Below are 18,724 nucleotides of genomic sequence, written 5' to 3'. Positions count from 1 at the left end.
TTGAAGGGGGTGCGGTGATCGTCGGTGCGCGCGAAAGACGGCGCCGAATGGCCGAAACAGGCGGACGTCTTACGGAAATCCGGCCTCCCGGGAACGGATTGTGACCCGGAGCACGTTCAACTCGTTGTCATAACGCCTACGTCTGCGGCCGCGTCCGCTGGGTAGGCCTGCTGTGTCCTGTTCCCCACGGCCAGGAGGCCACCATGCCCGCCGCAGCGCAGCTTCTGCTCTCCGCCCTGACCCCGGAGGTGCCGGATGCCCCCACCGGACAGGTGCCGGGTCCCGCCCCGCTGATCAGCGCATGCCCGGCCACCGCCCCCGGCCCGCTCACCAGTGAAGCGCCGCTGGCCGACGCCATACCCCTGACCAGCGAGCCCCCGCTCGCCGATGCCACACCACTGACCAGCGAACCCCCGCTCGCCGTCCTCGCCCCGCTGACCAGCGAGCCGGCTTCTTCCGGCAGCGCTCGGGGCATGGAGTCCCCAGGAGTCTGAATGGGCTTGTCCCGGCTCGCCGCACTGCACGGCGTCGCCACCTCCTTCTCCCCGTCCGCCGACGTCACGGTGCCCGTCCCCGAGGGCACGGTCGTCGCGGTTCTCGCCGCGCTCGGTGTCGACGCCGCCACGCCGGAAGCGGTACGGGAGGCGCTCGCCGCCGCCGAGTCCGCGGCCGGCACCCGGCTGCTCCCGGCCACGCTGGTGGTGTGGACCGGGGAGCCGCTGCCCCCGGCCCTGACCTCACTGCCGCCCGGCACGGTGCTGACGGTCCGTCCGGAGGAGCCCGCTCCGGCTCCGCCGCCCTCGATGCACATCCCCGCCAGGGGTACGGTTCCGGCCGTTTCCGGCCCGGGTGCCGTCCGCGCCGCCGCCGCGGACCCCGGAACGCCGGGCGCAGGCACCCCCACGACGCCTGGGACGGCCCCGCCGCGTACCCCCGCCGTGCCGGGCTGGTGGACCGAGCCGCCGCTCGGAGTGCACCGGCTGAGCGTCCGGGCACCGGGTGCGCCGGCCGAGACCTGCACGCTCGTGATGGCCCCCGACCGGGTCCCGCAGCCCCCCGGGCGCAGTCACGGCTTCCTCGTCCAGCTCTACTCCCTGCTCTCCGCCCGCTCCTGGGGCATGGGCGACCTCGGGGACCTCGCCGACCTCGCCTCCTGGTCGGGGCGCTCCCTCGGCGCGGGCTTCGTCCAGGTCAACCCGCTGCACGCCGCGGTCCTCGGCACCCCCACCGACCCCTCGCCCTACCGCCCGTCATCGCGGCGGTTCCCCGACCCCGTGCACCTGCACATCGAGTCCGTCCCGGAGTACGGCCACGCGCCCGACCCGGCCGCGCTCGACGAGCTGCGCCGCCGCGCCGGAGAGCTCAGCGACGCCGTGCTGAACAAGGGCGCCCTGATCGACCGGGACGCCGTCTGGGAGCTCAAGCGGCAGGCCCTCGACATCCTCGTCGCCGTATCCCTGACGCCCGGCCGTCGCGCGGCCTACTGCGACTTCCTGGCCGAGCAGGGGCAGGCTCTGGAGGACCACGCCCTGTGGTGCGCCCTCGCCGAGCTGCACGGCTCCGACTGGCACACCTGGCCGGCCGGCCTGCGCGACCCCCGCTCCAAGGAGACCGCCCGAGCCCGTGCCGAACTGCTGGACCGGGTCGATTACCACTGCCGGCTGGCCTGGCTGACCGACGCTCAGCTCGCCGCCGCCCAGCGCGCCGCGAAGGACGCCGGGATGGCCGTCGGGATCGTCCACGACCTCGCCGTGGGCGTGCACCCCGGCGGCGCCGACACCTGGGCCCAGCAGGACGCCTTCGCGCACGGCATGTCCGTCGGCGCCCCCCCGGACGCCTTCAACGCCCGCGGCCAGGACTGGGGGCTGCCGCCCTGGAGACCCGACGCGCTCGCCGCGTCCGGCTACGCCCCGTACCGAGGACTGCTGCGCGGGCTCCTCGCCCACGCCGGTGCCCTGCGCATCGACCACGTCATGGGTCTGTTCCGGCTCTGGTGGGTGCCCGAGGGGCGCCCGCCCACCGAGGGCACCTACGTCAGCCACGACGCGGAGGCGATGCTCGCCGTCCTCGTCCTGGAGGCCCACCGCGCCGGCACCGTCGTCATGGGGGAGGACCTCGGCACCGTGGAACCGGGCGTCCGCGAGGCGCTCGCCCGCCGCGGCGTCCTCGGCACCTCCGTGCTCTGGTTCGAGCGGGACTGGTCGGGCACCGGCCGCCCGCTCGCACCCGAGGAATGGCGCGAGGACTGCCTGGCCACCGCCACCACCCACGACCTGCCGTCCACCGCGGCCAGGCTGACCGGCGACCATGTGACGCTGCGCCACCGCCTCGGCCTGCTCACCCGCCCGCTGGACGAGGAGCGCACCGAGGACGGCACCGACACCGCGGAGTGGCTCGGCCTGCTCTCCCGCCTCGGCCTGCTCCCCGAGGGCGGCGGCGACGAGGAGGCAGCCGTCCGGGCCGTCCACCGCTTCCTGCTGCGCACCCCCGCGCGCATGGCCGGGGTCTGGCTCCCGGACACGATCGGCGACCGCCGCCCGCAGAACCTGCCGGGCACCTGGGACCAGTACCCCAACTGGCGACTGCCCATCGCCGACGCCGAGGGCCACCCGGTCACCCTGGAGGAACTCGCAGCCTCACCCCGGCTGCACCGGCTGATGGACGTCCTCAGACCTCACCAAGATCCCCCGAGGCCCCGTACGGCACCCCCGGGCGAGCGGCCCGCGTAGGCGTTCGCTACGTTTGCACCGTGGACAAGAAGAACGCTATGCGCGCCGGCGCCGTCGCTGCCGGAACGACGCTGATGATGCTGCTGATGTCGTCCCCCGCGCTCGCGCTCACCCGCGACGACGGCGACGACCCGGGTCCGGGCTTGAGCGTGATCGACACGATCGGTCTGTTCGTCGTGGCGCCCATCGCCCTGTTCGCGGTCATCGCGGGCCTGGTCATGGTCCTCGACAAGTCCAAGAAGCAGGCCTGAGGGCTGCTCAGGACACCCCGGACACCCCCGGGTGCGCCGCCGGTACCGAGGTACCGCGCGGCGCATTCGCATGTCCGGACCCGGAGCGGAGCCCGGTCCGCCCGGTAGGTTGCGGCCATGATCGAGTGGGACGTCAAGAAGCTCCGCATCCTGCGTGCCCTGCACGACCGGGGCACCGTCACCGCTGCGGCCGAGGCGCTGCTGATGACCCCCTCGGCCGTCTCCCAGCAGCTCTCCAACCTCTCCAGGCAGCTCGGCGTACCGCTGCTGAAGGCGCAGGGGCGGCGCGTCCGCCTGACCGACGCCGCCCACCTGGTGCTGCGGCACGCCGAGGCGGTCTTCGCCCAACTGGAGCGCGCCGACGCCGAACTGACCGGCTATCTGCACGGCGAGGCGGGCGAGGTGCGGATCGCGGCGTTCGCCACCGCCGTCCCCGCCCTGGTCGTGCCGGCCGTGCGGACGCTGCGCGGCGAGGACCGCCCGGGGCCGGACGTGCGGGTCCGGGAGGCCGAGGCGGCGCAGGCGTACGAACTCCTCGTCGCAGGCGAGGTGGACCTGGCCCTCTCGCTGGCCGCCCACGCCCCGACCGCCCGTGACCCCCGGTTCGCCGTGCTGCCGCTGCTCGCCGACCCCCTGGACGTGGCGCTGCCGGCAGGCCACCGGCTGGCCGCCGTGCCCGGGCTGCGGCTGGCGGACCTGTCCGCCGAGCCGTGGATCTTCGGCGGATCGGGACCCTGGTCCGAGATCACCACGGCCGCGTGCGAGGCCGCGGGCTTCGTCCCGGAACAGGCGCACAGCGCCTCCGGCTGGACGGCGATCCTCGCCATGGTCGAGGCGGACATGGGGGTGGCGCTGATCCCGCGCATGGCGTCGGCGGAGCGGCAGGGCCGGGACGGTGTGGTGCTGCGGATCCTCGACGAGGACCGGCCGCGCCGCCATGTGGTGGCCGCGGTCCGGCAGGGCGCCGAGCAGGGTCCGGCCGTGTCCCGGGTGCTCACGGCGTTGCGCGAGGCCGCGAAACCGTTCAGTCGGCCTTAACGATTCATGCGAAAACTTTCGATGGACCTGATGGCTTCCGTCGTACGACAGTGAACGCATGACCTTCGAACAGAATGAGAACCGCCACGACGACCCCCACGCCAACGACGCCGCCCCGTACGACGGCGGTGACCCGTACGCCGACTACCGCACCACCGACCTCCCCTTCACCGACCTCGTCGACCTCGCCGACCGCCGCCTCGGCGCGGGCGTGATCGCCGCCAACGACGAGTTCTTCGCCCAGCGCGAGAACCTCCTGGTCCGGGAGCGCGCGGTCTTCGACCCCGAGCGCTTCGGCCACAAGGGCAAGATCATGGACGGCTGGGAGACCCGCCGCAGGCGCGGCGCGGACGCCGCACACCCGTTCCCCGCCCCGGACGAGCACGACTGGGCCCTGATCCGCCTCGGCGCCCCCGGCATCATCCGCGGGATCGTCGTCGACACGGCCCACTTCCGCGGCAACTACCCGCAGCGCGTGTCGGTCCGGGCGACGTCCGTCGACGGCTCGCCCGGCCCCGCCGAACTCCTCGCCGACGACGTGAAGTGGGAGGAGATCATCCCGCCGGCCCCCGTACGCGGCCACGCCGCCAACGGCTTCGAGATCACCGGCGGACGCCGCTACACCCACCTCCGCCTCTGCCAGCACCCCGACGGCGGCATCGCCCGGCTCCGCGTGCACGGCGAGGTGCTCCCCGACCCGTCCTGGCTCGCCACGCTCGGCACCTTCGACCTGATCTCGGTCCTGAACGGCGGCAGTTACGAGGACGCCTCCGACCGCTTCTACTCCTCGCCGACCCAGATCATCCTGCCCGGCACCTCCCGCAGGATGGACGACGGCTGGGAGAACCGCCGCCGCCGCGTCCGCGACACCAACGACTGGGTACGCTTCCGGCTGCCCGCCCAGGGCGCGGTCCGCGCGGTCGAGATCGACACGGCCTGCCTCAAGGGCAACGCGGCCGGCTGGATCGCCCTCCAGGGCCGTAACGGCGAGACGGGCGAGTGGTTCGAGATCATCCCGCGCACGAGGCTCCAGCCCGACACCCCGCACCGCTTCCCGCTCCGCGCCCAGGCCGTCGTCACCCACGTACGCCTCGACGCCTTCCCCGACGGCGGAGTGGCCCGGATGCGCCTGCACGGCTCGCTCACGGAGTCGGGCGCGGCCGAACTGGCCCGCCGCCACGAGGAGTCGGGCGCCTGAGAGCGGTACCGCAATCCCTGCTCCCGCCCGGCGGACGGCTGCGCCGCGGCGCCTGCCCGCCGGGCGGTCTCCACGCCCCGGGGGACACCCGGGAAAGCGGCCCCGACGGACGGACTACCCTGCCCACGGTCGGTTCCGTTGCTTCGCTCCCGTGAGGATGACAGATGGCAGAGCTCGTGCTGTGCACCGGACTGGACCCGGACGAACCGGACTCCGTGATGCCCGTCGTGATCGTCTCCGAGGGAGGGGCCGCGGACGAGGACGCCGTCGCGGGGCTCGGAACGTACGGATACGAGGGCGACGGCTGCCTCTGCTTCGTGCAGACGGACGGCTGGGCCGAGCGCCGGCTGGACGGCGAGCTGCTGACCGTGGACATCGTCGCGTACCCCGCCGTCCTCAAGGGCATCGAGGCCGCCGCGGACCGGTTCCCCGAACGGTCGGCGGCCGACCCGGAGGCGTTGCGGCTCCTGCGGGTGAGCGCACAGGTCAGCCCCGGTACGTACGCACGGGCCACGGACATCACCGCCGTACTCACGGCACCCGCCGGGACGCCCGCCGAACAGGTCGTGGCGCAGGCCAGGTCGGGCGAGGACCGGCCGCTCATCCTGGCGCCGCAGCCGGAGTGATGCGGTAGCCGCCCACACCCACGGCTCGAACGCGAAGGGGCGCCCCCGAAGGAGGCGCCCCTCACGTGTGCGGTGGTGCGGCGCTTACGCGGTCGCCGCCGCCGCGTCCGCCGAACGGGCCTTCAGCGCACGCTCCACACCCGACCGGGACTCCGACATCAGCCGGCGCAGCGCGGCGCCCGGCTCGGCCGAGGCCAGCCAGGCGTCCGTGGCGTCCAGGGTCTCCTGCGAGACATGGAGCGCCGGGTAGAGACCGATGGCGACCTGCTGTGCCATCTCATGGCTCCGCGAGTCCCAGACGTCCTTCACCGTGGCGAAGAACTTCTCCGTGTACGGGGCCAGCAGTTCGCGCTGGTCGGTCTGGACGAACCCCTCGATGACCGCCTCCTGGAGGGAGTTCGGCAGCTTGTCGGACTCGACGACCGACGCCCACGCCTCGGCCTTCGCCTCCTCGGAGGGACGCGCCGCACGGGCGGCCGCCGCGTGGCGCTCACCCGCCGCCGTCCGGTCGCGCGCGTACTCGGCGTCGATCTCCTCGTCGTCGAGCAGTCCGGTGGCGGCAAGCCGCTCCACGAACGCCCAGCGCAGCTCGGTGTCGACGGCCAGGCCCTCGATCACCTCGGTTCCGTCGAGCAGCGCCTGCAGCAGGTCGAGCTGCTGCGGGTTGCGGGCCGTGGCCGCGAAGGCGCGGGCCCAGGCCAGCTGGTGGTCGCTGCCCGGCTCCGCCGCGCGCAGGTGCGCGAGCGTCGCCTCGGTCCACTGGGTCAGACCCGCCTCGCGCCAGTCCGGCGCCGCGTACAGGTCCAGCGCCGTCTTCACCTGACGGTGCAGCGACTGGACGACGCCGATGTCCGACTCCTTGCCGACCCCGGACAGGACGAGCGAGAGGTAGTCGCGCGTGGCCAGTTCGCTGTCGCGGGTCATGTCCCAGGCGGACGCCCAGCACAGGGCCCGCGGCAGCGACTCGGTGAAGTCGCCCAGGTGCTCGGTGACGACCCGCAGCGACTCCTCGTCGAGGCGGACCTTCGCGTACGAGAGGTCGTCGTCGTTGAGGAGGATGACGGCCGGGCGCGCGGTGCCGGCCGGGAACGGCACCGTGGTGCGCTCGCCGTCGACGTCCAGCTCGATCCGGTCCGTACGGACCAGCTTGCCCGCCTCGTTCAGGTTGTAGCAGCCGATGGCGATCCGGTGGGGCCGCAGCGTCGGCTCGCCCTTCGCGCCCGCGGGCAGTGCCGGTGCCTCCTGGAGGACGGTGAACGAGGTGACGTGACCGTCTTCGTCCGTCTCGATCTCCGGGCGCAGGATGTTGATGCCCGCGGTCTCCAGCCACGCCTTCGACCAGGTCTTCAGATCGCGGCCGGAGGTCTCCTCCAGCGCGCCCAGCAGGTCGGAGAGCCGGGTGTTGCCGAAGGCGTGCGCCTTGAAGTACGCCTGGACGCCCTTGAAGAACGCGTCCATGCCGACGTACGCCACCAGCTGTTTCAGGACCGAGGCGCCCTTGGCGTACGTGATGCCGTCGAAGTTGACCAGGACGTCGTCCAGGTCACGGATGTCCGCCATGATCGGGTGCGTCGAGGGCAGCTGGTCCTGGCGGTACGCCCACGTCTTCATGGAGTTGGCGAACGTGGTCCAGGAGTGAGGCCACTGCGAGCCCTCGGCGTACGCCAGGCACGCGATCGAGGTGTAGGTGGCGAACGACTCGTTCAGCCACAGGTCGTTCCACCACTCCATGGTGACGAGGTCGCCGAACCACATGTGGGCCAGCTCGTGCAGGATCGTCTCGGCCCGCGTCTCGTACGCCGCGTCCGTCACCTTGGAGCGGAAGACGTACTGGTCGCGGATGGTGACCGCGCCCGCGTTCTCCATCGCGCCCGCGTTGAACTCGGGGACGAAGAGCTGGTCGTACTTGGCGAAGGGGTACGCGTAGTCGAACTTCTCCTGGAACCAGTCGAAGCCCAGCCGCGTCACGTCGAAGATCGCGTCCGCGTCGAGGTACTCGGCGAGCGACGGACGGCAGTAGATGCCGAGCGGGACGGACTGGCCGTCCTTCTCGTAGCTGCTGTGCACCGAGTGGTACGGGCCCACGATCAGCGCCGTGATGTACGAGGAGATGCGCGGCGTCGGCTCGAAGGACCAGACGTCGTCCTTGGGCTCCGGCGTCGGCGAGTTGGAGATCACGGTCCAGCCGGTCGGGGCCTTCACGGTGAACCGGAAGGTCGCCTTCAGGTCCGGCTGCTCGAAGCTCGCGAAGACGCGGCGCGCGTCCGGGACCTCGAACTGGGTGTACAGGTAGGCCTGCTCGTCGACCGGGTCGACGAACCGGTGCAGACCCTCACCCGTGTTGGTGTACGAGCAGTCGGCGACGACCTTCAGCTCGTTGGAACCCGCCGCCAGGTGCGGCAGCGTGATGCGCGAATCGCGGAACACGGCCGCGACGTCCAGGGCCTTGCCGTTCAGCTCGACCTCGTGCACCGCGGGGGCGACCAGGTCGATGAAGGTCTCCGCACCGGCTTCGGCGGAGTCGAAGCGCACGACGGTGACGGACCGGTAGGTCCCGCCCTCCTGCGCTCCGGAGAGGTCGAGATCGATCTCGTACGCGTCCACGGTCAGCAGGCGCGCCCGCTCCTGTGCCTCTTCGCGGGTCAGATTCGTGCCAGGCACGCGGTCATCTCCTTGCTATGCGATGTTTCCCGCCATCCTTCCACGTGACCCCTGTCAGAGCGATGTCCGTTTTCCGCCGGACCTCGAAGGCCGGGCGGGCCATTCTCGTCGTATGACCAGTTACGAGGCACGCGCGATCGACCCGGCCGCGCTGAAGGAACTCCGGGACACCGACGACGCGGGACGCCCCTGCGTCCCGTACACCGCCACGGACGCGGGCAGCCCGCTGCGCTGCTGTCTGCGGGGCAACGAGGTGGGGGAGGAGATCGCCCTCGTCTCGTACGCGCCGCTGCGGCGCTGGGCGGCGGCGACCGGGGCCCACCCGGGGGCGTACGACGAGCAGGGCCCGGTCTTCATCCACGCCGGGGAATGCGACGGGCCCGGGGCCGGCCGCCACGGCTACCCGTTCTCGCGGGCGGGCGCGCTGCGCACCGTCCGCCGCTACAACGCGGACGGGCAGATCGTGGGCGGCCGCCTGATGGAGATCCCGGCCGACGAGGAGCGGGGGTACGACGAGGCCATCGCGGAGGCCTTCGCCGATCCGGAGGTGGCGCTCGTGCACGTCAGGGCCGTGGAGTACGGCTGCTGGCACTTCGAGGTGCGCCGAGCCTGACCCCGGGGCTCCGCCCCGGCCCCGCTCCTCAGCCGCCGGAGGGGTTTGAGGCGCGGGTCAGCCCTTCAGCTCCGCCGCTACCAGCTCCGCGATCTGCACCGCGTTCAGCGCGGCGCCCTTGCGCAGGTTGTCGTTGGAGACGAACAGCGCGAGACCGTGCTCCACGGTCTCGTCGACGCGGATGCGCCCGACGAAGGACGCGTCCTGGCCGGCCGCCTGGAGCGGGGTGGGGATCTCCGAGAGCTCGACGCCCGGCGCGTCCTTCAGCAGCTCGTACGCGCGCTCCACGCTGATCGGACGCGCGAAACGGGCGTTGACCTGGAGGGAGTGGCCGGAGAAGACCGGGACCCGGACGCAGGTGCCGGACACCTTCAGCTCCGGGATCTCCAGGATCTTGCGGGACTCGTTGCGGAGCTTCTGCTCCTCGTCCGTCTCGAAGGACCCGTCGTCGACGATGGCACCGGCCAGCGGCAGCACGTTGAAGGCGATGGGGCGCTTGTAGACGGCCGGCTCGGGGAAGTCGACGGCTCCGCCGTCGTGGGTCAGCTTGTCGGCGTCGGCGACGACCTTGGACGCCTGGCCGTGCAGCTCGACGACGCCGGCCACTCCGGAGCCGGACACCGCCTGGTACGTGGCGACGGTCAGCGTCTTCAGGCCGGCCTCGTCGTGCAGCGGGCGCAGCACGGGCATGGCGGCCATCGTGGTGCAGTTCGGGTTGGCGATGATGCCCTTGGGGCGGTTCGCGATCGCGTGCGGGTTGACCTCGGAGACGACCAGCGGGACCTCGGGGTCCTTGCGCCAGGCGGAGGAGTTGTCGATCACGACGGCGCCCTGAGCGGCGACCTTCTCGGCGAGCGCCTTCGACGTCGAGCCGCCGGCCGAGAACAGCACGATGTCCAGGCCGCTGTAGTCGGCCGTGGAGGCGTCCTCGACGGTGATGTCGGTGCCCTCGTAGGCGATCGTGGAGCCCGCGGAGCGTGCGGAGGCGAAGAGCCGCAGTTCGGCGACGGGGAACTTCCGCTCGGCCAGGATGCTGCGCATGACTGTGCCGACCTGACCGGTGGCGCCGACGATTCCGACCTTCACGGGGACTCCTTCAAACGGACGAACGGGCACGGTTGCCGCTCCATGATGCGTATGTCCACGGCTTCCTTGTCCAATCCATTGTCCGACCTGCGGACGGGATGCGGACGGGGTGCGGACAGCGCAGTGGGGCGGGCGCCCGTTGAGCGCCCGCCCCACTGTCGTACGGATCACATGGTCACCGCGATGCGGCTACGGTGCGACCTTCTCGATCACGACGCTGCCGGTGCCCGCGGCGGTGCCGCGTGCGTTCACCAGCTGGACCTCGCCGAAGAACTGCCGGCCCTCGGGGGCCGCCCCGGCGACCGCGACCTCGGCACCGACCTGGGCCGACGCGCCGGAGGCCAGGTCGACGGCCTTCGACTCGTCGACGTTGATCGCGCCGAGCGACGGCGAGTAGTACACGTCGCGGTAGTCGTACTCGGTGGTTCCGGCCGGAACGTCGTACCCGTCGATGATGACCGTGTACGTGCCCGCGGCGGGCTTCACCAGGCTGACGGTCTCCTCGGAGCCGGCCGTGGTGGAGGCACCCACCTGGGCCGCGCCCTTGAAGACGTACAGGTCCAGGTCGGCGTTGGCGTCCGAGGTGCCGCCGATGGCGACGTCGAGCTTCTCGACACCCGCACCGATGGTGACCTGCTTGACGTACTCGCCGCCCGTGGAGATCGACGGACGCTCGACGTCGGCCGAGCCCAGCGAGCCGCCCTTGAGCTTGCCCGCCAGGTCACCCGCGTTGTTGGTGACCGTCCAGTTCACCGCGGCCGGGGTGCCGATCTTCGCCTCGGCGATGGTCTGCACCGCCGGGTCGAAGGTCGCGCCGAGCAGCGAGACATCCAGCTTGTACGGGTTGTCCAGCAGCGGCGACGTGCGCCGGGCCTCGACCTCGATCTCCCAGACGCCGGCCTGCGGGTCGGCGTACGAGCGCACGTCGGGGCGGCAGGTGTTGGCCGGGTTCTCGTAGTTCGGGTAGCAGAACGGCGTCCCGCTGTCCTCCACCGCGACCCCGTACGGGTGGATGGAGATGAAGCGGGTCTGGCTGCCCGAGCGAAGGGCGCTCATGGCGACCTCGAGGGTCTTGGAGCCCTCCGGCACGTTGACGAAGTACGACGTGGTGCCGTTGCGCTGCACCGAGCCGGACGCCGTGTACGCGTAACCCGGCTTCACCAGGTCCTTGGCGACGACGACCGTCGTCAGGATCTGCTGGTCCACGCCGGAGGTCTTCGCGTCGTCGAGCTGCAGGATCGCGCTGTGCACGCCCGCGCTGCCCGGCTTCGCCTGGACCTTGACCGTCACCGGCTTGCCGAGCGGCAGCGAGACGGTGCTCGGGCCGGTCAGCTTGAAGGTGCCGTCGTTGTACTTCCAGGAGAGCTTGTGCCTGACGTCCTTGTCCGGGCCCGTGGTGCGGGTGACCGTGACGTCGTACGACTTCTTCTGGCCGGCCTTGAGGCCGCCCTCGCGGTCGTACAGGCCGGTGCCGAAGCCCGGGGTCTTCAGCGCGAAGTCGATCGCGGTGTCGACCGGGGCCTTCACCGTGTACTCGTGCGCCGGGGCGCCCTTCTTCTCGATCTGCTTCCAGGCGCCGACGATGTTGATCAGACCGGCACCCTGGGCGTGCGCGGGCACTCCCTTGATCTGGGTGGCGGTGCTGGTCAGCGCGGTGCGCAGATCGGCCGGGGGCAGCTCGATGTGCTTCTGCTTCGCGGCGGACAGCAGCAGCGCGGTCGCGCCGGCGGCCTGCGGGGAGGCCATCGACGTGCCCTGGAGCATGGAGTAGCCGGCCGGGAGGGAGTAACCCGCCTCCTTGACCGGACCGCCGGGCAGCCAGGTCTGCGTCGAGTTGATCGACGCGCCGGGGGCCGTCAGGGTCGGCGTGAAGCCGCCGTCCTCACGCGGACCGCGCGAGGAGAAGGGCAGCATGTCGTACTTCTTGGTGACGCCGGAGCCGTAGTTCGCGGCCCAGGTCTCCTTGGAGATGGACGCGCCCACCGAGATGACGTGGTCGGCGAGGCCGGGGTCACCGATGGTGTTGACACCGGGGCCGTCGTTGCCGGCCGAGATGACCAGCTGGACGCCGTAGATGTCGATGAGGCGCTTGTACAGCTCCGAGCGGGCGTTGTTGCCGTCGTTGAGCGGCGGCAGTCCGCCGATCGACATGTTGACGACGTCGACGCCGCGGTTCACCACGAGGTCGATCATGCCCTCGGTGAGCGCGATGTTGGTGCAGCCGCCGGACCAGGTGCAGGCACGCGAGGAGACGATCTTCGCGCCGGGCGCGGCACCGTTCATCTTGCCGCCGAACAGGCCGTTCGCCGCGGTGATGCCCGCGACGTGCGTGCCGTGCTCGGACTCGATGACACCGATGCTGACGTAGTCGGAGGTGTTGCCCGCGGCGTCGTACACGACGTCCTTGCGGGTCTCCACGACGAACGGGATGCGCTCGACGACGTCGGTCCGCGGGTCGTCCGTACCGAAGTAGGAGACCTGGTGCTTCTCCTTGTACGGCTTCAGGACGGCGTCGTCGGAGAAGTCCGCGTTGTTGTTCAGGTCCACCCGGGTGGTGCCGGTGACCGGGTCGTACAGGACGGCCCACGCGTCGGTGGTGTCACCGTCGCGGTTGAGGTCGCCCGCCATGTCGCCACCCTTGGTGGCGGCCTCCTCGAACACGCTGATCTTGTACGAGCCCGCCGGGGCCGAGTAGGTACGGCCGTCGTAGGTGAACGTCGGGCCGGACACGGCGTCCGTCATCTGCAGCCAGGTGCCGTCGTCGTCACTGACCGGGTCGGTGGCCGTCACCCAGTCGGTGATCTTGCGCTCACCGGTGGTGGTCTTCTGCAGCGCGGGGTGGCCGAGGTCGACACCCGAGTCGAGGATGCCGATGGTCACGCCGCGGCCGTCGGCCTTCGGGTGCTGCTTGACGAAGTCGACCGCACCCGTCTCGAAGGACGGGTTGTACGGGTTCTTCGCCGGGGTCTTCCTGTCCGGCGCCGGGTACGTCCCGGTCGACTTCACCGCGGTCCGGCTGCCGGTCGCCCGGTCGGCCGCGGGGGTCGGGTCGTCCAGCACGATCTCCTGCTTGAGATCGATGCCGTGGACGGAGGTCAGCTTCGAGGCCGCCTTGATGGTGGCCTCGGCGGCCGCGGTGGGCACGGTGGCCCGGACATAGCCGAGCTTGTCGTACGCACGGCCCAGCACGGAGCCCTTGACGGCGTCCAGCTGCTTGGTGACCTGCTCGGTCGCGCCGGGGGCGGTGGCGACCATCATCGTGATGTTCTTCTCGCCCTTGGCCTTGGCCTTGGCGAGAACATCGGCGTCGGCCGTGCCGAGCTTGTCCGCCGAGGCGTTGCCGGCGGCAGCCTTGACGGGGGCGGTGGCCGGGTCGTCGGCCGCGAAGACGGGAACGGCGCCGGTGGCGGCCAGGGCGGCCACCAGTCCGGCGGCGGCCGCGACGCGGGCCACGCGTCTCGCCCCGGGTATGGAACTGGGGGATTCGGAGGTCATCAGCATCCCTGTATGTGAAAGAGAGAGTCCGGAAATCGGTACCGGATGACCGCTCACCCTTTCGTAAATGACAGGGGTTTGTGGAGAGTTGTGAGGGGCGAGTTGTGGGCATGGCGGAAATCCGCCACTGGGGCCGAAGCGTCACGTGGGACGAAATAGCTCATACCCGGCGCTCGGGGGCCTCACCTGGGCAGGATCATCACGTACGCGGCCGGATCACGGTCGGCCGCCGCCGTCAGCGCCGTCCGGACGACGGCCGCCTGCTGCTCCCTCGCGTCACGAAGCCTCTTCGGCGTGAGGTTGACGACGGTGACGCCGAGCCGTTCCAGGTGCTCGCGCCGGGTGGCGTACGCGGACCACTCGGCCTCGTGCTCCTGCCGGCGGCGGGCGTCGTCGAGCCGGCTGTGGCGCGGGGCCCTGGTGTCGAGCTCGACGGCGACCGCCTCCTCGGGCCAGTAGGCGTCGACGGCACCCAGGTGCGGGCCGCCGGGCAGCCGCAGGTCCACGTTCCACAGCGGCTCCGGGAGCCCGTGGGTGCGCACCATGTCGTACAGCCGCTCCTCCGCCAGCGCCCGGCCCTCGGCGAGCAGGGAGTCCACGGCGTTCACCACCTGGGGCCGGCCGAGCACCTTGGCGCGGTTCAACTCTCCGACCAGGACCGCGGGTTCGCAGTGGCCCCCGCGGACCGCCTCGGTGAGCAGCCGACGTACGGCATGGCCGTCAGTGAGGCCCGCGACGGCGTCCGCCAGGGCCCGGGCCACCGGAGCCACCGGCATCCCGTCCAGCTGCTCGGGCCGCGGCGGTTCGGACGTCCGCACCAGACGGACGTACCGGACCGACCGCAGCCGGCGGGCGCGAGGCACCAGCACGTCGACGCGGTCCGTGGAAACGGCGGGCGGGGCGGCGGCGAAGCCGTACAGCGAGAGCGCGGCCAGGCCGGTGACCATCGCCTCGCCGTACCCGTCATCCGTACCGCCGGCCCGCGCGGGCCCGCTCCGGCGCCCGGAGGACGGGGCCCGTCCCGCGTACAGCAGGGCCGATCGCAGCCGCTCCCGGCCGCTGAGCGGCCCCGGGTGCAGCACGAAGACTCCGGGCAGCGGCTGCTGCCAGGGCCCGCCGGTCCGGCACTGCTCGCCGGCCTGCGCGGGGGAGACCCCGCGGGCCTTCAACTGGGCGGCGGACAGGACGCGTTGCCGGACGTCGGAGGTGATGCGGAGGTGGCAGGGCGAGAGCGGGGTGTTCTGGGTCATGCTCCGGTGTATCCCGCCGGCGGCCGGGGCCTCGACCCCTGTTACAGGCTCGTCGACATTCCAGGACAACACCGTCCTGAAGTACGGACGTTCGACAGCCGAAAAGGCCCGACACGCCAGGGATTACGGGCGGCTCGCAGGGGGGCGCGCCACCCCCGCCGAGCGCCTGAGGCGCACGCCCCGCGGGGGCTCCGACCCGGCCCGTCCGTCGGCATCCGGCCCGTCCGGCATTCGAGGACGCGACCCTCGCCGAGGAAACGGCACCCCGGCGAGGGCGTCACACCGGACGGCCCGGATCACCCTCGGACGGCTCCGCCGTCACACGCCTGGGCGCGCAGCCCCCGGGCCAGGTCGTCCCGGGCCTCCAGCACCAGCCGCCGCAGCGCGGGCGCCGCGTCCGCGTGCGCCGTCAGCCACGTGTCCGTCGCCTCCAGCGTGGCGGGATCGTCCTGAAGGGCCGGGAACAGGCCCTTCACCACGGCCATCCCGATCTGGATGGACCGCTCCGCCCACACCCGCTCGATCACCTCGAAGTACGTGCTCGCGTACGGCGCCAGCAACTCCCGCTGCGAGGACTGCTCGAACCCCGCGATCGTCGCCTCCACCAGCGCGTTGGACAGCGCGTCCGACTCCACGACGCCCGCCCAGGCCTGTGCCTTGACCGCTGCCGACGGCCGCGAGGCCAGGCACCGGACCTGGTGGCGCTTGCCGGACGCGGTGTCGTCCCGGGCCAGTTCGGCGCCGATGGCCGCCTCGTCGGCCGCGCTGTGCGAGGCCAGCGGCTCCAGGAACGCCCAGCGCAGCTCCTGGTCGACGTCGAGCCCGTCGATCCGGGCCGTGCCGGCGAGCAGCCCGGACAGCAGCTGGAGGTCCGTGTCCGAGGCGGCGACCGCCGCGAAGAAGCGGGCCCAGGCCAGCTGGTGCTCGCTGCCCGGCGCGGCGAGCCGCAGCTCGCGCAGCGCGCCCTCGGCCAGTGCCCGGCCGCCCTCCTCGCGCCACGCGGGCGCCGCGTAGTGCACCAGCGCGGTCCTGGTCCAGGCGTGCAGCATCTGGAGCACACCGATGTCCGTCTCCCGGCCGGAGAAGGCCAGGACCAGCGAGACGAAGTCGCGGGCCGGCATCAGTCCGTCCCGGGTGAGGTTCCACAGCGCGGACCAGCACAGCGCCCGCGCGAGCGGGTCCGTGATGTCGCCCAGGTGCGTCCGGAGCGTGGCCAGCGACACCTCGTCGAAGCGGACCTTGCAGTACGTCAGGTCGTCGTCGTTGACGAGGACCAGCTCGGGCCGCTCGGCCCCGGCCAGCTCCGTGATCACGGTGCGCGGCCCCGCCACGTCCGCCTCGGCCCGGGCGTAACGCACCAGGGCGCCGTCGGGCGTGCGCCGGTACAGGCCGACCGCGACCCGGTGCGGGCGCAGCTCCGGGTGGGACTCGGCGGCCTCCTGGAGGACCGCCAGTTCGGTGATCCGGTCCGCGGCGTCGTAGGTCGCCACCGGGGTCAGCGAGTTGACACCGGCGGTCTGCAGCCAGGAGCGCGACCACGAGGTCATGTCCCGCCCGGACGTCTCGGCCAGCACCGACAGCAGGTCGCCCAGCTGTGTGTTGCCGTACGCGTGCTTCTTGAAGTAGCGCCGTGCGCCCTCCAGGAACGCGTCCCGTCCCACGTACGCCACCAGCTGCTTCAGCACCGAGGCGCCCTTGGCGTACGTGATGCCGTCGAAGTTCAGCTTGGCGTCCTCCAGGTCACGGATGTCGGCCGTGATCGGGTGGGTGGACGGCAGCTGGTCGGCGCGGTAGGCCCAGGACTTGCGGTTGTTGGCGAAGGTGATCCAGCCGTCCTGGAACCGCGTGGACTCCACCATGGCGAAGACGCCCATGAAGTCGGCGAAGGACTCCTTGAGCCACAGGTCGTCCCACCACTGCATGGTGACGAGGTCGCCGAACCACATGTGCGCCATCTCGTGCAGGATGACGTTGGCCCGGCTCTCGTACGCCGCCCGCGTCACCTTGCCGCGGAAGATGTATTCCTCGCGGAACGTGACACAGCCAGGGTTCTCCATCGCGCCGAGGTTGTACTCGGGCACGAACGCCTGGTCGTACTTGCCGAACGGGTACGGGTAGTCGAAGTTGTCGTGGAAGAAGTCCAGGCCCTGCTTGGTGATCAGGAAGACGTCGTCGGCGTCGAAGTGCCGGGCGAGCCCCTTGCGGCACATCGCGCCGAGCGGGATGTCCAGCGTCGTGCCGTCGTCGAACGTACGGCTGTAGGAGTCGGTCACGTAGTGGTACGGACCGGCGACGACCGCCGTGATGTACGTCGAGATCGGCTTCGTCTCGGCGAACCGCCACACCCCGCCCTCGCGGGACTCCTCGGCGCCGTTGCTCCAGACCGTCCACTTGGCGGGGGCCGTCACCTGGAAGCGGAAGGGTGCCTTGAGGTCGGGCTGCTCGAAGTTGGCGAAGACGCGCCGCGAGTCCGCCGGCTCGTACTGCGTGTAGAGGTAGACCTCGCCGTCCTCGGGGTCGACGAAGCGGTGCATGCCCTCGCCGGTCCTGCTGTACGCGCACTGCGCGTCGACCACCAGGACGTGTTCGCCCTCCGGCAGGTCCGCCAGGGTCACCCGCACGCCGTCGAAGACGGCCGCCGGGTCCAGCGCGGTGCCGTCCAGGGTCACCGCGTTCACGGACGGGGCGATCAGGTCGGCGAACGTCGTCGCACCGGCACGCGCCGAGCGGAACCGGATGGTCGTCACCGAGCGGAAGGTCCGCGGACCGGAGGTCTGCTCACCCTCCCCGTCGGGCCCACCGATCGCGGAACGGACGTCGAGCACGACGTCGTAACCGTCGACGGTCAGCAGCTCGGCCCGCTCACGGGCCTCGTCGCGGGACAGGTTCTCACCGGGCACGAGCACACTCCTTTGTGTCACCTTCGAATATTTTGATCCTCCCATGCCGCCTTCCGGCCACGCGTTCGGGAATGGCGGGGGCGCCCGTCGGTGTTCTCGGTCACAGCATGCGATCGGCCCTCATGAGGAGAGAGATGTCTGACAACAGCACGGTGACCGGCAAGACCCCCGCCGATTTCTGGTTCGACCCGCTCTGCCCCTGGGCCTGGATGACCTCCCGCTGGATGCTGGAGGTGGAGAAGGTCCGCGACGTCGAGGTCCGCTGGCACGTGATGAGCCTGGCCGTGCTCAACGAGAACCGGCTGGACGAGCTTCCCGACGAGTACCGCGACATGCTGGAGCACAAGGCCTGGGGCCCGGTCCGTGTGGTGATCGCCGCCCAGCAGAAGCACGGCGACGACATCGTCGGCCCGCTCTACACCGCGCTCGGCACCCGTTTCCACAACCAGGGCGAGGGCCCCACCCGCGAGGCGATCGTGGGCGCGCTGAAGGACGTCGACCTGCCGGTCGAGCTCGCGGAGTACGCCGACTCCGACGCGTACGACACCGAGCTGCGCGCCTCCCACCAGGAGGGCATCGACAAGGTCGGCCAGGACGTCGGCACCCCGGTCATCGCGGTGCCCGGCGCGGACGGCGAGCAGATCGCCTTCTTCGGTCCGGTCGTCACCCCCGCCCCGAAGGGCGAGGACGCGGCGAAGCTGTGGGACGGCACGCTCCTGGTCGCGTCGATCCCGGGCTTCTACGAGATCAAGCGGACCCGGACGCAGGGCCCGGTCTTCGACTGACCGTCCTCGGGCGCGGGGGGGGGGGCGGCCCCCCCCCCCCCGGGCGGAACCCGACCACCCGCGCCGGTTGGGGCGCCCCCCCGCCCGTAAAA

13 protein-coding genes are annotated in these 18,724 nt (G+C 71.7%); 8 read left to right on the top strand and 5 right to left on the bottom strand.

Annotated features, from left to right (window positions below; genetic code table 11):
* The first annotated feature begins 203 nt into the window (after positions 1-203).
* From ABT025_RS19070 to ABT025_RS19045, 6 genes are all read left to right on the top strand, one after another.
* The gene (locus ABT025_RS19070) at positions 204-494 is read left to right on the top strand and encodes a hypothetical protein (protein WP_350995447.1); all 291 of its coding nucleotides are present in this window, start codon (positions 204-206) and stop codon (positions 492-494) included.
* Entirely contained in the window at positions 495-2,729 is a 2,235-nt protein-coding gene (gene malQ / locus ABT025_RS19065) for a 4-alpha-glucanotransferase (protein ID WP_350995445.1), read from the top strand. It abuts the gene before it with no gap.
* 20 nt (positions 2,730-2,749) lie between these two features.
* Positions 2,750-2,980 carry a hypothetical protein gene (locus ABT025_RS19060; RefSeq protein ID WP_326736202.1) on the top strand — a complete coding sequence of 77 codons (231 nt, stop codon included), beginning with the start codon at positions 2,750-2,752 and terminating at the stop codon, positions 2,978-2,980.
* 117 nt (positions 2,981-3,097) lie between these two features.
* Complete coding sequence (locus tag ABT025_RS19055) at positions 3,098-4,018, top strand: LysR family transcriptional regulator (RefSeq protein ID WP_350995442.1); 921 nt, start codon at positions 3,098-3,100, stop codon at positions 4,016-4,018.
* Positions 4,019-4,076: 58 nt separating this feature from the next.
* Entirely contained in the window at positions 4,077-5,216 is a 1,140-nt protein-coding gene (gene alc, locus ABT025_RS19050; RefSeq protein ID WP_350995440.1) for an allantoicase, read from the top strand.
* Positions 5,217-5,380: 164 nt separating this feature from the next.
* Positions 5,381-5,842 (top strand): hypothetical protein, encoded by a 462-nt coding sequence (locus ABT025_RS19045; protein WP_350995438.1) that lies wholly within the window; start codon positions 5,381-5,383, stop codon positions 5,840-5,842.
* Positions 5,843-5,926: 84 nt separating this feature from the next.
* Here the strand turns inward: ABT025_RS19045 and pepN (ABT025_RS19040) are convergent, their stop codons facing one another.
* The gene (pepN, locus tag ABT025_RS19040; protein ID WP_350995436.1) at positions 5,927-8,503 is read right to left on the bottom strand and encodes an aminopeptidase N; all 2,577 of its coding nucleotides are present in this window, start codon (positions 8,501-8,503) and stop codon (positions 5,927-5,929) included.
* A 112-nt stretch (positions 8,504-8,615) separates the two neighbouring features.
* Here pepN (ABT025_RS19040) and ABT025_RS19035 point away from each other — a divergent pair, with 112 nt between their 5' ends.
* Positions 8,616-9,116 (top strand): DUF1203 domain-containing protein, encoded by a 501-nt coding sequence (locus ABT025_RS19035; protein WP_350995434.1) that lies wholly within the window; start codon positions 8,616-8,618, stop codon positions 9,114-9,116.
* Between the two features lie 57 nt (positions 9,117-9,173).
* Here ABT025_RS19035 and ABT025_RS19030 read toward each other — a convergent pair whose 3' ends face one another.
* The 4 genes from ABT025_RS19030 to pepN (ABT025_RS19015) form a co-directional block, all read right to left on the bottom strand.
* A complete protein-coding gene (locus ABT025_RS19030; RefSeq protein WP_350995433.1) occupies positions 9,174-10,202 on the bottom strand; it encodes an aspartate-semialdehyde dehydrogenase in 1,029 nt (342 codons plus the stop codon).
* A gap of 189 nt (positions 10,203-10,391) precedes the next feature.
* Positions 10,392-13,703: a S8 family serine peptidase gene (locus tag ABT025_RS19025; RefSeq protein ID WP_350995432.1), complete on the bottom strand. Its 3,312-nt coding sequence runs from the start codon at positions 13,701-13,703 to the stop codon at positions 10,392-10,394.
* 176 nt (positions 13,704-13,879) lie between these two features.
* The gene (locus ABT025_RS19020; RefSeq protein ID WP_350995431.1) at positions 13,880-14,947 is read right to left on the bottom strand and encodes a hypothetical protein; all 1,068 of its coding nucleotides are present in this window, start codon (positions 14,945-14,947) and stop codon (positions 13,880-13,882) included.
* A 296-nt stretch (positions 14,948-15,243) separates the two neighbouring features.
* Complete coding sequence (gene pepN / locus ABT025_RS19015) at positions 15,244-17,847, bottom strand: aminopeptidase N (protein ID WP_350995429.1); 2,604 nt, start codon at positions 17,845-17,847, stop codon at positions 15,244-15,246.
* 134 nt (positions 17,848-17,981) lie between these two features.
* On the opposite strand from pepN (ABT025_RS19015), the gene ABT025_RS19010 reads away from it, so the two are divergent.
* On the top strand, positions 17,982-18,632 hold the full coding sequence (locus ABT025_RS19010) for a mycothiol-dependent nitroreductase Rv2466c family protein (protein ID WP_350995427.1): 651 nt from the start codon (positions 17,982-17,984) through the stop codon (positions 18,630-18,632).
* The last annotated feature ends 92 nt before the right edge of the window (positions 18,633-18,724 follow it).

It is taken from the genome of Streptomyces sp. NPDC002809 (genome assembly GCF_040295435.1).
Classification (GTDB): domain Bacteria; phylum Actinomycetota; class Actinomycetes; order Streptomycetales; family Streptomycetaceae; genus Streptomyces.
This window is presented reverse-complemented; position numbering and strand designations above follow the sequence as displayed.

Excerpts from the sequence above, each read along its gene's own strand:
- ABT025_RS19070 (WP_350995447.1), top strand. The coding sequence starts at position 204 with ATGCCCGCCGCAGCGCAGCTTCTGCTCTCCGCCCTGACCCCGGAGGTG.
- malQ (WP_350995445.1), top strand. The coding sequence starts at position 495 with ATGGGCTTGTCCCGGCTCGCCGCACTGCACGGCGTCGCCACCTCCTTC.
- ABT025_RS19055 (WP_350995442.1), top strand. The coding sequence starts at position 3,098 with ATGATCGAGTGGGACGTCAAGAAGCTCCGCATCCTGCGTGCCCTGCAC.
- alc (WP_350995440.1), top strand. The coding sequence starts at position 4,077 with ATGACCTTCGAACAGAATGAGAACCGCCACGACGACCCCCACGCCAAC.
- ABT025_RS19045 (WP_350995438.1), top strand. The coding sequence starts at position 5,381 with ATGGCAGAGCTCGTGCTGTGCACCGGACTGGACCCGGACGAACCGGAC.
- ABT025_RS19035 (WP_350995434.1), top strand. The coding sequence starts at position 8,616 with ATGACCAGTTACGAGGCACGCGCGATCGACCCGGCCGCGCTGAAGGAA.
- ABT025_RS19025 (WP_350995432.1), bottom strand. The coding sequence starts at position 13,703 with ATGCTGATGACCTCCGAATCCCCCAGTTCCATACCCGGGGCGAGACGC.
- ABT025_RS19020 (WP_350995431.1), bottom strand. The coding sequence starts at position 14,947 with ATGACCCAGAACACCCCGCTCTCGCCCTGCCACCTCCGCATCACCTCC.
- ABT025_RS19010 (WP_350995427.1), top strand. The coding sequence starts at position 17,982 with ATGTCTGACAACAGCACGGTGACCGGCAAGACCCCCGCCGATTTCTGG.